The sequence below is a fragment of the Enterobacter sp. DC4 genome (assembly GCF_000568095.1).
Classification (GTDB): Bacteria; Pseudomonadota; Gammaproteobacteria; order Enterobacterales; family Enterobacteriaceae; genus Enterobacter; species Enterobacter pseudoroggenkampii.
Map to the genome: position 1 here is coordinate 195881 of NZ_AZUB01000004.1, position 14107 is coordinate 209987.

Genomic DNA, 14107 nt, shown 5'->3' on the forward strand with positions numbered 1-14107 from the left:
AAAAGCGCATGAAATCACGTTTCACTTTCGAATTCCGCGCGTTTATGTTCGAAATCAAACAAACCACAAAATTAATATGGCTAAATGATAAAAAACGAACATAGAGGGTAAACAATGACCATTCACGATCCTCGCTACAGCGATGTGATAATCATTGGCGGTGGCGCAACCGGCGCCGGGATCGCACGCGATTGCGCCCTTCGCGGCCTGAGCGTCACGCTTCTGGAACGCCATGATATCGCTACGGGCGCAACCGGGCGTAACCACGGCCTGCTGCACAGCGGCGCGCGGTATGCGGTCACCGACGCTGAATCCGCGCGCGAATGTATTGCTGAAAACCAGATCCTCAAGCGTATCGCCCGCCACTGCATTGAGCCGACCGACGGCCTCTTTATTACCCTTCCCGAAGATGATCTCGCTTTTCAGAACACCTTTATTACCGCCTGCAGCGCCGCGGGCATTCAGGCTGAGGCCATGGATCCGGCGCTGGCGCGGCGGCTGGAACCGTCGGTTAACCCGGCGCTTATCGGCGCGGTGAAGGTCCCTGACGGCACCGTCGATCCGTTCCGCCTGACCGCCGCCAATATGCTGGACGCCCGCGAGCATGGCGCGCATATCCTGACCGGGCATGAAGTGACCGGGCTTATCCGCGAAGGCCATCGTATCTGCGGCGTGCGGATCCTTGATACGCAATATAACGAACACAGCGAGCTGTATGCCGCCGTTGTGGTCAACGCGGCGGGGATCTGGGGGCAGCGGATTGCGGAATACGCGGACCTTTCGGTGCGCATGTTCCCGGCGAAAGGCTCGCTGCTGATCCTCGACCACCGCATCAATAACCACGTGATCAACCGCTGCCGCAAACCGTCTGACGCCGATATCCTCGTGCCGGGAGATACCATTTCGTTAATCGGGACGACCTCAACCCACGTGGACTACAGCGAGATTGACTACAACCGCGTCACCGCTGAAGAGGTGGACATCCTGCTGCGCGAAGGGGAAAAACTGGCGCCGGTGATGGCCCAGACGCGTATTCTTCGCGCCTACGCGGGCGTGCGTCCGCTGGTCGCCAGCGACAACGACCCGAGCGGACGTAACGTCAGCCGGGGCATCGTGCTGCTCGATCACGCCGAACGCGACGGCATGGACGGGTTTATCACCATCACCGGCGGCAAGCTGATGACCTACCGCCTGATGGCCGAGTGGGCGACCGATGCCGTCTGCCGCAAGCTGGGCAATACCGAACGGTGCGTGACGGCAGAACAAGCCCTGCCCGGCTCGCGTCAGTCCACCGAGAAGACGCTGCAAAAAATTATCTCCCTGCCCGCGCCGCTGCGCGGGTCCGCTATTTACCGCCACGGCGACAGAACGCCACAGTGGCTCGGTGAAGGACGACTGAGCCGCAGCCTGGTGTGCGAGTGCGAAGCCGTCACCGCCGGTGAGGTGCAGTACGCGGTGGAGAATCTGACGGTCAACAGCCTGCTCGATCTTCGCCGCCGCACCCGCGTCGGAATGGGCACCTGTCAGGGCGAGCTGTGCGCCTGTCGTGCCGCCGGTCTGCTGCAGCGTTTTCACACCACCACCGCCACCCAGTCGCTCGATCAGCTCAGCGCGTTTTTAAACGAGCGCTGGAAAGGCATTCAGCCTGTCGCCTGGGGCGATGCCCTGCGCGAAAGCGAATTTACCCGCTGGGTCTACCAGGGGCTTTGCGGTCTTGAGAAGGAGCAACGCGATGAAATTTGATACCGTCATCGTCGGCGGCGGGCTGGCAGGCCTGCTCTGCGGCATCAAACTCACGAAGCAGGGGCTGCGCTGCGCCATTATCACCCGGGGCCAGAGCGCCCTGCACTTCTCGTCGGGCTCGCTGGATCTGGTGGACGAAGCGTACCGCGATAAGCTGCCGCCGGAGCACCCGTATCACCTGATTGGCGCGCAGCATATTGACCGCTTTGCGCTGGAAACCGAAGCGCTGCTGGCGGACTGCGGCGCACGTCTGCAGGGCAGCGCCCGGCTCAATCACCAGCGCGTTACGCCGCTCGGCACCCTGCGTTCCGCGTGGCTCAGCCCGGAGGAGGTGCCCATTGCCCCCATTCGCGCGGGACGTGTGCGGGTGGTAGGGATTAGCGGCTTTCTGGATTTCCAGCCCCATCTCGCAGCGGCGTCGCTCTGTCGCCAGGGCGTTAACGCGGAAACGGCAGAGATAGAACTGCCCGAGCTTGATGTCCTGCGCGATAACCCGAGCGAGTTTCGCGCGGTGAATATCGCCCGTTTTCTTGATAACGAGGACAAATGGCCGCTGCTGTATGACGCGCTCAGGCCGCTCGGCGAAACCTGCGATGCCCTGCTGATGCCCGCCTGCTTCGGTTTACGCGACAACCGACTCTGGCGCTGGCTCTCGGATCGTCTGCCCTGCTCGCTCGGCCTGCTGCCAACGCTGCCCCCTTCCGTACCCGGCATTCGCCTGCATACCCAGCTCCAGCGTCAGTTTGTCGTGCAGGGCGGCGTGTGGATGGCGGGTGATGAGGTGAAAAAAATCACCCTGACCGACGGCGCGGTGAGCGAAATCTGGACGCGCAACCACGACGATATTCCGCTTCGCGCCCGCTATACGGTGCTGGCAAGCGGCAGCTTCTTCAGCAACGGACTGCTGAGCAGCCGGGAGGGCATCCGGGAAGCCATTATGGGGCTGGATGTTCGCCAGCATGCCTCACGCGCGGACTGGTATCAGAGTGATTTCTTCTCGCCGCAGCCCTGGCAACAGTTCGGCGTGATTGTCGATAACCAGCTGCATCCGCAGCTTTCCGGTAAACCCGTCAGGAATCTCTTTGCCATCGGCTCGCTGCTGGGCGGGTACGATCCCATTGCCCAGGGATGCGGTGGCGGGGTCTGCGCCGTCACGGCGCTGTATGTGGCAGAGCAGATTAGCCAGCGCACGGAGGCTGAACAATGAACGACACCCGTTTTGAAAGCTGCATCAAATGCACGGTGTGTACCACCGTCTGCCCGGTCAGCGGCGTTAACCCACGCTATCCCGGACCAAAGCAGGCCGGGCCGGACGGCGAGCGCCTGCGCCTGAAGGACGGCAAGCTGTACGATGAAGCGCTGAAATACTGCATTAACTGCAAACGCTGCGAAGTCGCCTGCCCGTCGGATGTGAAAATCGGCGATATCATTCAGCGCGCCCGGGCGCGCTACAGCACGCAAAAACCGACGCTGCGGGACGCGATCCTGAGCCACACCGATCTGATGGGCAACGTCTCGACGCCCTTTGCCCCCATCGTGAATGCCGCGACCTCGCTCAAACCAGTGCGTCAGCTGCTGGATGCCACGCTGAAGATAGACCATCACCGCAGCCTGCCGAAATATTCTCACGGCACCTTCCGCCGCTGGTACAAATCCGTCGCGGCGCAACAGGCGCAGTACGTCGATCAGGTGGCCTTTTTCCACGGCTGCTATGTGAACTACAACCACCCGCAGTTGGGTAAAGACCTGCTGAAGGTGTTGAACGCCATGGGCACGGGCGTTCAGTTACTGAACAAAGAGAAGTGCTGCGGCGTACCGCTAATTGCCAACGGGTTTACCGATAAAGCGCGCAGGCAGGCTCAAAGCAATGTCACCTCCCTGCGCGAAGCCATTGTCGATAAAGGTATTCCGGTGCTGGCGACCTCGTCCACCTGTACCTTCACACTGCGCGATGAGTACCCGCATCTGCTGGACGTGGATAACACCGGCCTGCGCGAGCACATCGAGCTGGCGACGCGCTTCCTGTGGCGCAAACTGGACAGCGGGCAGACGTTGCCGCTGGGAAAATTGCCGCTGAAAGTGGTCTATCACACGCCGTGTCATATGGAAAAGATGGGCTGGTCGCTCTATACGCTGGAGCTGCTGCGGCTTATTCCAGGCCTGGAGCTGACGGTGCTGGATTCGCGCTGCTGCGGGATTGCGGGGACCTACGGCTTTAAGCGTGAAAACTACGAAACGTCACAGGCGATTGGCGCCCCGCTGTTCCGTCAGATTGAAGAGAGCGGCGCGGATATCGTGGTGACCGACTGCGAAACCTGCAAGTGGCAGATTGAGATGTCCACCAGCAAGCGCTGTGAACATCCGATTACCCTGCTGGCGAAGGCGCTGGGCTGAACATGGCCGGGGCGAAAGGCCCCGGCACAGGTTTTACTCGATAAACAGCGACTCGACCACATGGATCCAGCCGTGCTCGCTGGCAACCTCTTTGCCATTCAGCCAGCGGCGCAGCATGTTCAACGCCATCATCGCGCAAACCTCCTGACGCACCGCCAGGCTATGGCGGGTGATGCTCATTTTAACCCGCAGCGCCCAGGTGCCTTCCGGCGTCGCCAGCGCGAAGTTAAGGTATTCCTCGTCCAGCCCCCCGACAAACAACGCCAGACCGGCAAAATGCTTCACCCTTCTCTCGGACGCCCAGCGGGCGGTTTGCGCGAGAGTCTCCTGCTGGAACGGCACCACTTCGCTGGCCAGCAGCGGCGCGTTGACGCGCGACAGCTGCAGCGCCAGCAGGCCACCGGTGAACTGCTCGCTTAAGGTCACGCTCAGCTGGCGCGCCTGCAGATGCGTCGCAATCTGCGCGGGCAACCCTTCCGTACCTTCAAAGATCAGACTTTCGCCCGCCACGCGCTGCACCTCTGGCCACAGGGCCAGCATCGCCTCTTTCTGTTCGGCCGGGCCTGTCAGCTTAAGTTCAATGATCGGCATGGAGGAGCGATAGCCCATGGACACGCCTGGCGGCAGCGGAAGATGATCGAGGCTCTGGGCCAGATCGCTTTCCGAGCGGCCAAAGGTGGTCAGACGCAGGCACAGCGGCGGTTCAGGCAGGGTAAAACGATCGCGAAGGCGCGGCAGGATCTGCTGCTCGACCATCACTTTAAATTCAGAGGGCACGCCCGGCGTAAAGAACATCAGGCAGCGGTTCAGCTGCATAGCAAACCCGCACGCGGTACCCACCGGGTTATCGACCAGTTCAGCACTGGCGGGAATTTCAGCCTGTTTGCGGTTGCTTGGGGCCATGACGCGGCCACGTTCGGAGAAAAAGCGCTCCATCTGCGAAAGCCACGCCTCGTGCAGCACCAGCCCTTCGCCTTTTGCGGTCGCGGCGGCCAGGGCGCTGAGATCGTCGCCGGTGGGGCCAAGTCCGCCGTTCACAATCAGTACGTCGCAGTGCTCGCTGCGCTCACGCAGAATAGCGACCAGCGACTCAAGATTGTCGCCTACGGTATTGCGGCGCGTTAACGGTAATCCTTGCTCAAAGAAAAGATCGGCAAGCCAGGCAGCATTGGTATCAATAATTTGTCCATGCAGCACTTCGTCGCCGGTGGATAACATCTCCACGTTAATCATTATGTTCTCCCGCTTATATGGTCAAAACACTATAGCGCAAACGCGGGGTGGAGAAGAGAGAAACTGGCGCGACAGAACGCCGCGCCGGAGTGATTAGAAGCCTGCGCTAACGCCCACGTACGGGCCGTCGGCCAGCGCATTGTCACGGTTGCCATCTTTACCGGCCAGGTTCAGATAGCGATAGCCAGCTTCGATGGTAATCGGACGCATGATGGTCCAGCGCGCACCGGCGTTGGCCTCTTCATAACTTTCGATACCGCTCGAGAGGGAGTCCGGCGAATAGTAGTACTCACCAAACAGGCCGAAGCTGTCGCCAATTTTCCACTGCAGGCCGCCACCCACTGCCGCCGCGTACCCTTCATCACCGTCATTTGGGTTGGTATAGATGCCTTTACCGCCGACGGTGGCCAGGAACGGGCCAAGAGGAACGTTGAGACCCAGGCCGAGGCTGGCCGCGTCGCCGTCGTCATCGTTATGCGTCCAGCCGCCGGTCATCGCCAGACCGGATGTCTCGGTACCCATGCCAAAGCCCAGGTGGGTATAATCCTGACCCGCCGAGCCGTTAATGCTTATGGCGTTCGCCGCCGCCGATACAACCATCAGGCCGAAGCCCAGTAATGCCACTTTTTTCATTGTCGTGATCCCGCACAATTATTATAAAGAAGTCCCAAAACCGCGAGATTTTAACCGGAGTCTCCCGGGGATCAAGCACTCTGCGTGCGGCCGGTCTGTAGATTGTAACTTTTTGAAACGGCTATTATCCCTTCAGCGATGCGTTCACCCACTGCTGCAGCGCGCGGCGTGAGACTTTGATGCCGCCATTTTTGAGTTCAGTCGGTAACAGCAGCCAGCGGACGGGTTGCTCAAAACGCGCGACCTTATCCCTGACCCAGTCGGGTAAGCAGGTGATATCCGTTCCCGGCTCGCACTCCACCACCGCCACCGGACGTTGCCCGAATTCAGCGTCGTCCAGCGGGACGACAAACACCTGGTTAACCTGCGGGTGCGTGGCGATAACGCGCTCCAGCGATTCCGGCTGGATCCCTTCTCCGCCGCTAAAAAAGAGGTTGTCCATGCGGCCAAGGATCGTCAGACGGCCGTCATGCCATTCGCCGCGATCGCGTGTGGCGAACCAACCCTGCGCGTTGGTCAGCGGAGTCAGTTCGCCGTCTCGCCAGTAGCCTGAGGCCATGCTTTGCGCCCGGATCCAGACTTCACCGTTAACCACCTGCACCTCTCTGCCCGGCAGCGCACAGCCCACGTCCGGCTCGCCGTCCGCCTCTTTCGCACAAACGGTAGAGGCAAACTCGGTCAGACCGTAGCCGCAGAAGGTGCGTATATCCTGCTCTCGCGCCTGTTCGGTCAATTCAACAGGGATGGCCGCCCCGCCCAGCAGCACCGCTTTCAGTGCGACAGGCTGGTGCGCATTCAGCAAGCGCCAGAGTTGGGTCGGCACCAGCGAGGCGTGGGTGCAGCCGCGCAACGCCTGCTCAAGAGGCTGTTTCTCGCGCACGGTTAACCGCGCGCCGGCCTGAAGCCAGCGCCATAAAATTCCCTGACCGGAAACGTGAAACAGCGGCAGCGAAAGCAGCCAGTCGTCGTCTTTACCGTAGGGCATCAGCGACAAAACGCCGCGCGCGCTGGCGAGATGGGCCCCGCACGTATGCACCGCTGCTTTTGGTAGCCCGGTGGAGCCGGAGGTCAGCGTCATGGAGGCCAGCCGCGCCGGTTGCCACGCAGCGCAATACGCATCGGCTGTCTCGTGCATGCGCAGGGCAGGAAGAGCGTCGTAGCTGCCTTCCAGCACCAGCGCAAAGCGCAGCGTCATCTGCGGGAGCAGCACGTCCAGCAGCGGACGCGGCAGCTGCGGATTAGCGGGAAGAATACGCGCCCCGCACTGGAGCAGCGCCAGCCACGCCAGCAGGGTTTGCGGATGATTATGGGCCAGCAGCAGCACGCCGTTGCCCTCCTCCACGCCCTGCCGGTGAAACTCTGCCGCAAGCCGGTCGACGCGGGTGCACAGCTGCTGCCAGCTGAGCACCTCATCGTTCAGCCTGAGGGCCGGTTTATCAGCAGACAGCGCGCACCAGTGCCGCCACGGCCAGTCGGTAAAACTCATCGCAGCGGCTCCAGCGCCTCGACGTCGAGGCACGGCAGCGCGCTGTCCGGCCACGGGCGGATAAGCTGAGCCTGCATCAGGTTCAGCGTGTCGAGGCCAGGAACCGTATCCGGCGTTAGCCAGGCGGCAATGCGCGCCAGCTGGGTCAGCCCAAGGCTGGACTCAATCGACGAGCTGATGACCGCCGTCAGCCCTGAGGCATGCGCTGCTGCGACCTGCTCGCGCACCTTCGCCAGACTGCCGGTCAGCGTCGGTTTAATCACCACCGCGCTGACGCCGGGCTCGGCGACAAATTCAAAATCGTCCTCGCGCAGGCTTTCATCCCAGGCGATGGCAATCCCGGTTTCGCGGGCAAACGCGCGCGAATCGTCGCGGGTTTTGCACGGTTCTTCGAGGAAGGCAATGCGGCTGCGGTAGGCCGGGTCGACGTACTTTGCAAACTGCTGCGCCTTGAGCGGCGTCCAGGCGCGGTTGGCGTCCAGACGCAGATGCAGATCGGGGATCGCCTCCAGCAGCAGGTTGGCGACCATGCCGTCGCGCACCGCTTCATAGAGACCGACTTTAATTTTCGCCACCTTCTCGCCCGGCATGGCGGAGAGCAGCGCGAACAGCTCGTCAGGATCGCCCGTACAGAGCGGCGCCGCGCGGTAATTCCCCGCTTCCGGCAGGCTGCCGTCCAGCTCCGCCAGCGCGCAGCTGATACCAAAGGCCGCGGAAGGCACCTCCGGCAGCACCGGATCCGCCCCCCCGCGCCACGCGTCCGCCCAAGCCAGCAAGGCCGTCTGCGCGTCATCCAGCGACTCCAGGCTAAAGCCCGGCAGAGGCGAAATCTCGCCCCAGCCTTCCCGCTCGCCCTGCTGCAGATGCACGAAGAAGCCGTCACGGGTTTTTAACCGCCGTTCACGCAGCACCACGCCCGCGTCCATCGGTATCTGCCAGCGGTAAACCTGCGCGCGACGCATTACGGATTCCGTTTGTATTTGCTGAAGTCCGGCTGGCGTTTTTCGTTAAACGCGTTGCGCCCTTCCTGACCCTCTTCGGTCATGTAGAACAGCATGGTAGCGTTGCCCGCCAGCTCCTGCAGACCCGCCTGACCGTCGCAGTCGGCATTGAGCGCGGCCTTCAGGCAGCGCAGCGCCATCGGGCTGTTTTGCAGCATTTCACGGCACCAGCGAACGGTCTCTTTTTCGAGATCGGCAATCGGTACCACGGTATTCACCAGGCCCATATCCAGCGCTTCCTGCGCGTTGTACTGACGGCACAGGAACCAGATTTCGCGGGCTTTTTTCTGCCCGACGATGCGCGCCATGTAGGAGGCACCCCAGCCGCCGTCGAAGGATCCTACTTTCGGGCCGGTCTGGCCGAAGATGGCGTTCTCGGCGGCAATGGTCAGGTCACACATCATGTGCAGGACGTGGCCGCCGCCGATAGAATAGCCCGCCACCATCGCCACCACCGGTTTTGGACAGGTGCGGATCTGACGCTGGAAATCGAGGACGTTCAGGTGGTGCGTACCCGCGTCGTCCTGGTATCCGCCGTAGTCACCGCGCACTTTCTGATCACCACCGGAGCAGAACGCTTTCTCGCCTTCGCCGGTCAGGACAATCACGCCGATGTTATCGTCGTAGCGCGCATCCGCCAGGGCCTGAATCATCTCTTTCACGGTCAGCGGGCGGAAGGCGTTACGCACCTGCGGGCGGTTGATGGTAATTTTGGCAATGCCGTCGGTGGATTTGTGGTAACGAATGTCGGTGTAGCCTTCGGAGCAGTCCTGCCATTCAACCGGGGCGTAAAGCATGTTTTCATCAGGGTAGATCATAGAGTGTCCTTTATTCGAAGACGCAGTATCTGAGCCAGACTTGCCGCAACCGCATCGGGATTTTCCCGGTGGGCGTTGTGTCCGGCGTTGGGAATTGCATGGCGAACGGCGTTCACTTCCGCGGCAAGGGCCGCGAACTTCTCATCACGTTCGCCATAGAGATAATCAAAAGAGAAATCGCGCGCGCTCAGGGCAGCACGCAGGTCGGGCTGCACGGCCAGCGAGGTCGACTCAAGCATCATCGCCAGCATCGCGCCGTCGTTCTGGCTGCGCAGGGTAAACAGCGCCTCGCGCTGGGCGTCAGTGAGGGAGGCGAACACGGGCTGTTGATACCAGTCAGCGAACACCTTCTCCAGCGGTTCGCTGCGAAAACGCGTTGCCCAACGGCGGTCGGATGCCAGCCGTGCATGTCGCGCATCGGCATCCTGCAGGCCCGGATGTCCTCCCTCCACTATCACGCCCTGCAGCCCCTTTACCTGCTGGCAGGCATGGAACATCGCAATGCGGCCGCCGAGGGAGTACCCGATGAGCCAGAAATTCAGTATGTTGTAACTAATAAGAGTTTGGGTGAGTAGCCTGCTCATCTCGTCAAAGCCCGTGACGCCCAGATTCCGGGATCCGCCGTGCCCCGGCAGATCCAGATACAGCCGGGGGTAGTCACGGAGTCGCTCACCAACAACCTGCCACTCGCGGCAATCGCCGGAAAAACCGTGCAAAAAGACCAGCCAGGGATAGCCTGCTTTTCCGTCATGCTGCACGCCCGAGAGGATCACAGCTGGCTCACCTGCGCCAGCAGGCTTTGCAGGGCCTGCGCACCGTCAGCCTCGTTTACCACCAGCTCAATCAGCGTCGCATCCGGCTGCTTCCAGGCGCTGCTTAACGCCGCGTCCAGCTGTTCCCAGCTTTCCGGGCGATGGTATTTCAGGCTAAACATCGCCGCGGCGTGTTCGAACTGCACGTTCTGCGGCATCAGATAGAAGCGCTCGCGCTCGCTCTGCGGCGTAGGCAGCAGGGAGAAAATCTGCCCGCCGTTGTTGTTGACCACAATCAGCACAAACGGGGCTGACGCCTGACGCAGCAGCGCCAGCGCATTGAGATCGTAGAGCGCGGAGAGATCGCCCACTATCGCCAGCGTTGATTTCGCGCTCGCGCGCTGCACGCCCGCCGCCGTGGAGATCAGCCCGTCGATACCGCTGGCGCCGCGGTTGCTGTACACCGGGTAGCCCGCGGGCAGCTTTGAAAAAGCGTCAATCAGCCGCACGACCAGGCTGTTGCCGACAAACAGCTGCCCCTGCTCAGGCAGGCACTGGCGAATACGGTGCGCCAGCCCGGCCTCGCTAAACGCTTCACAGTGCGCTTTGGTCAGTTCCCACGCCTGGCGCGAAAGGTCCGGGATGGCCACCGCCCAGGGCTTGCGTTTTTCAGCCGGATGAAGCGTCAGCCAGGCGTCGATACTGCTGACCAGACGACGACCGCGATGGTGCGCCGGGTCAAGCCGCCCTTCCAGCGCGTCCACCAGCCAGTACTCTTCCGGCGTGCAGGTGGCCTGCCACTGCAGTAAGCGTTTGCCGGTCAAACTCGATCCAAGCTGGACCACAATCTGCGCCTGCGCCAGCTCGGTGACCGCTTTGGCATTACCCAGCCAGAGGTCGGCGCACGGCAGCGGCTGACCGGTCTGGGAAAGCACGTCGCCTATCAGCGGCCAGCCGAGGGTTTGCGCCCATTCGGCAACCAGTTTGCCTTCGGCGGCGCTCATGCGCCCGGCAATCACCACGCCGCGCTTCTGCCGCCAGAAGAACCAGTCGCGCTGCTTCGCGCTCTCAAGGTGCGTCTGCTCGCGAAGCCACGGTTTTTCACTCTCCCACCAGTCGCCAAGGGATTGCTGCCAGTCAAGACCCGTATCGTCCAGCTCACCGTAGAGCGGCTCGGCAAACGGGCAGTTAATATGCAGCGCCCCGCTGCGCAACGTTTCCATGGCATGATCGATGGTGGAGACCAGCCAGCTTGCCGGAATATCCTGGGTGGGACGAGGCAGCGAAATCGTCTGCGAAGGGTGCGAAGAAAAGAGTCCCGGCTGACGGATGGCCTGATTGGCGCCGCAGTCGATAAGCTCAGGGGGGCGATCGGCCGTCAGTAAGATCAGTTTTTCACCGGTTAACCCGGCTTCAATCAGAGCCGGATAGAGGTTCGCCACGGCGGTACCGGAAGTGACGATCACCGCCACGGGTTCTTTGCTGACCTTCGACAGACCCAGCGCGAGATGCCCGAGACCGCGCTCATCAAAGTGGGTGTGGTGAATCAACGCCCGGTTTTCAGCGGCCGCCAGCGTCAGCGGCGTTGAGCGAGAACCCGGTGCAATACACACGTGCCTGACGCCGTGGCGCGTCAGGGCTTCAAGGATCACCGCCGCCCAGCGTCGGTTAAAAGAACTTACTGACATGAGATTGTCCGGTATCAAGAATGCGACACAGTATAAATAATAGAAAAAATTGGAATTTTGATATGAATCGGGATTGCGCGATTCAGTATTAATCCCTTAGGAGCAGAGAGCGCAATCCGGCGGCTTTGTTTTCGATCTCCTGCCACTCCTGTTCCGGGTCAGACCCGCTGACAATGCCGGCACCGGCATAGAGCCGCAGGGAGTCATCCTGGACGCGAGCGGAGCGCAACGCCACGCAAAATTCACTCTGGTCAGGCGATAAATACCCGGCAGAACCGGCGTACCACTCGCGGTTAAAGGGCTCAACCTTCTGAATAAACTCGCGCGCAGGCTGTCGGGGTAATCCGGCAACGGCCGCTGTCGGCTGTAGCATATGCAGACACTGCTCATCATCGGCCTGTTTGAGCTCGGTCCAGATACAGCGGCGCAAATGCTGCACTTTACGCAGGCGCACCACCTGAGGGGGCAGTACCTCAAGCGTCTGCGTGTAGTGCTGAAGACGCTGACAGATATCTTCCACGACCAGCATATTTTCGCGCTGGTTTTTATCGTCGTTAAGCAACCACTCGCCGAGACGCTGCGCCTGGCTATCATCGGTATGGCTGGCAACGGTGCCCGCCAGCGCTTCCGTGCGCAGCAGCGTGCCGCGCCGCCGCCAGAGACGCTCGGGCGTCGAGCCAAGAAACGCGTTGCTGGCGTCGAATACCATGCAGAAATGGTAGCAGTGTAAATTCAGGGCGCGGCTGGCCGCCATCAGCGCGACAGGGTTAACGCGCTGCGTGAACTGCAGATCGGTTGCCCGGGCGAGAACCACTTTTTCAAAATCACCGCGCGCGATGGTCTCCGTCGCCATGCGGATAAGCGTCAGCCATTCGGCCTGCTGCGGCTGATGGGTTTCGTGCTCAACCTGAACGGACAGTGGACGGATAGATCTCGCAGGACGGAGCTGCTGTAAAAAATCCCGCGCGGCGTGGGCATCTTCCTGAAGTGAATAATCGCTCCACAGCTGCAGGCGCAGCGTGGCGGTGCCGGCGGTACGTCGCCAGAGCAGCCGCGGTAAAAAGAGGCTGCCCTGGTCCGGAGTAAAGGCGTTCAGGCCGCAGATACGGGTATCACCTGCTGCGTTTTGCTCGCGCAAAAACTGCGAGGCTAACGCCAGAGAGGAAAAAGAGATAACCGCTCCCAGCGCAGCCAGCTCTTCATCGCCGTTACGCTGCTGCCAGTAAAACTGCGGATAACACTGCTGCTCACCCAGCCAGGCGAGGGGATCAAAGGCGTCGTTTAACGGGAAAGAGACGTCGAAATGACGTATGCCGGGTGCTGCGGGTAACGCTTGCGAAAGCTGGGTACGCAATTGCTCCAGCGCGAGGAAAATCGAATTCACGCGAACCTCTCCCTGTTAAAGCCTCGTATTATACGGGGTACCATACGAAATATCAGTACCCACGTATAGGGAGTGGTTAAACGGCTTAACGACGGGCTAACAGCAGCCCCAGCACCAGGCCTACGGCAGCACCTACTCCAATGCCCTGCCACGGTTTTTCATGCACGTAATCATCGGCACGGTACACCGCTTTTTTGGCACGGTAGTAGTAAGTATCTGACGCATGGCTGACGCGGTTTTTCACTTCATGTAGCGCCTGCTCGGCGCGGGCTTTTAGCTCAATATATTTCTGATCGGCAGGGTCGCCCGAGGAACGTAACACCTCTTCCAGCGTTTCGCTCAGTAAAGCCAGGTCGTCGTCGATACGGGTATCCCAGGATTGAAATGACATATTTTTCTCCATGTTAGTACACCAGTCCGCTAACTATAGCCAACGACTCGTCATTACGCCTGCTTCGCTTCCCGCGCCATGCCGATGTGGGGAATGCCGTCTTCATCGTACACCTCGGTGACGGGCACGAAACCAAAGTGGTCGTAGAAGGACTGCAGGTGCGCCTGCGCACCCAAGTATAACGCTTTGTCCGGCCACTGTTTCTGGCACGCCTCCAGCGTTTTTTCCATCAGCTGATAGCCGAGTTTTTCACCGCGCGCTTTGCCGCTGATGATGACGCGGCCAATGACAACAGGCTCAAAATCGTCTTCGCTTTTCAGAATCCTCGCATACGCCACCAGCTCGTTATCCCGCCAGCCGAGGATATGGCGGTTCTCGCCGACGAGGTCATCGCCGTCGATGTCCTGATACGGGCAGGTCTGTTCAACCACAAACACTTCGCAGCGCAGCTTCAGCAGGGCGTAAAGTGAATGAACGGTGAGGTCACTATGGTGTAAATCTTGCCACTGGATCATGTCAGTCTCCTTCCTGGGGTTCATCACGTTATACTAAACCCCTCCCCGTTCGGCAAAGGGCTGATTGCG

13 protein-coding genes are annotated in these 14107 nt (G+C 60.8%); 3 read left to right on the forward strand and 10 right to left on the reverse strand.

Annotated elements, in window-relative coordinates; genetic code table 11:
• Positions 1-114: 114 nt before the first annotated feature.
• The 3 genes from glpA to glpC are packed head-to-tail and all read left to right on the forward strand — an operon-like array spanning position 115 to position 4137.
• Positions 115-1743, forward strand: a complete 1629-nt coding sequence (glpA, locus tag P349_RS11170) for an anaerobic glycerol-3-phosphate dehydrogenase subunit A (protein WP_032646598.1) — start codon at positions 115-117, stop codon at positions 1741-1743.
• Positions 1733-2950, forward strand: a complete 1218-nt coding sequence (glpB, locus tag P349_RS11165) for a glycerol-3-phosphate dehydrogenase subunit GlpB (protein ID WP_032646599.1) — start codon at positions 1733-1735, stop codon at positions 2948-2950. Before glpA ends, glpB begins: the two co-directional genes overlap by 11 nt.
• Entirely contained in the window at positions 2947-4137 is a 1191-nt protein-coding gene (glpC, locus tag P349_RS11160; protein ID WP_032646600.1) for an anaerobic glycerol-3-phosphate dehydrogenase subunit GlpC, read from the forward strand. Before glpB ends, glpC begins: the two co-directional genes overlap by 4 nt.
• Before the next feature lie 33 nt (positions 4138-4170).
• On the opposite strand, the gene P349_RS11155 is transcribed toward glpC, so the two are convergent.
• The 10 genes from P349_RS11155 to P349_RS11110 all read right to left on the reverse strand — a co-directional run bounded on the left by P349_RS11155 (position 4171) and on the right by P349_RS11110 (position 14038).
• Positions 4171-5370: a nicotinamide mononucleotide deamidase-related protein YfaY gene (locus P349_RS11155; RefSeq protein ID WP_024908210.1), complete on the reverse strand. Its 1200-nt coding sequence runs from the start codon at positions 5368-5370 to the stop codon at positions 4171-4173.
• Between the two features lie 93 nt (positions 5371-5463).
• Positions 5464-6003 carry a YfaZ family outer membrane protein gene (locus P349_RS11150; RefSeq protein WP_024908211.1) on the reverse strand — a complete coding sequence of 180 codons (540 nt, stop codon included), beginning with the start codon at positions 6001-6003 and terminating at the stop codon, positions 5464-5466.
• Positions 6004-6127: 124 nt separating this feature from the next.
• The gene (menE, locus tag P349_RS11145; RefSeq protein WP_032646602.1) at positions 6128-7489 is read right to left on the reverse strand and encodes an o-succinylbenzoate--CoA ligase; all 1362 of its coding nucleotides are present in this window, start codon (positions 7487-7489) and stop codon (positions 6128-6130) included.
• The gene (gene menC / locus P349_RS11140) at positions 7486-8451 is read right to left on the reverse strand and encodes an o-succinylbenzoate synthase (protein ID WP_032646603.1); all 966 of its coding nucleotides are present in this window, start codon (positions 8449-8451) and stop codon (positions 7486-7488) included. Before menC ends, menE begins: the two co-directional genes overlap by 4 nt.
• On the reverse strand, positions 8451-9308 hold the full coding sequence (gene menB / locus P349_RS11135) for a 1,4-dihydroxy-2-naphthoyl-CoA synthase (RefSeq protein WP_014832749.1): 858 nt from the start codon (positions 9306-9308) through the stop codon (positions 8451-8453). The genes menC and menB overlap by 1 nt, the downstream gene beginning before the upstream one ends.
• Entirely contained in the window at positions 9305-10081 is a 777-nt protein-coding gene (gene menH, locus P349_RS11130; RefSeq protein WP_032646604.1) for a 2-succinyl-6-hydroxy-2,4-cyclohexadiene-1-carboxylate synthase, read from the reverse strand. The genes menB and menH overlap by 4 nt, the downstream gene beginning before the upstream one ends.
• Positions 10078-11748, reverse strand: coding sequence for a 2-succinyl-5-enolpyruvyl-6-hydroxy-3-cyclohexene-1-carboxylic-acid synthase (gene menD, locus P349_RS11125; RefSeq protein ID WP_032646605.1), 1671 nt, complete (start codon positions 11746-11748; stop codon positions 10078-10080). Before menD ends, menH begins: the two co-directional genes overlap by 4 nt.
• Before the next feature lie 88 nt (positions 11749-11836).
• Complete coding sequence (gene menF / locus P349_RS11120; RefSeq protein WP_032646606.1) at positions 11837-13132, reverse strand: isochorismate synthase MenF; 1296 nt, start codon at positions 13130-13132, stop codon at positions 11837-11839.
• 85 nt (positions 13133-13217) lie between these two features.
• Positions 13218-13523, reverse strand: coding sequence for a stress response protein ElaB (elaB, locus tag P349_RS11115; protein ID WP_008500219.1), 306 nt, complete (start codon positions 13521-13523; stop codon positions 13218-13220).
• 53 nt (positions 13524-13576) lie between these two features.
• Complete coding sequence (locus P349_RS11110; protein WP_032646607.1) at positions 13577-14038, reverse strand: GNAT family N-acetyltransferase; 462 nt, start codon at positions 14036-14038, stop codon at positions 13577-13579.
• Between the last annotated feature and the right edge of the window lie 69 nt (positions 14039-14107).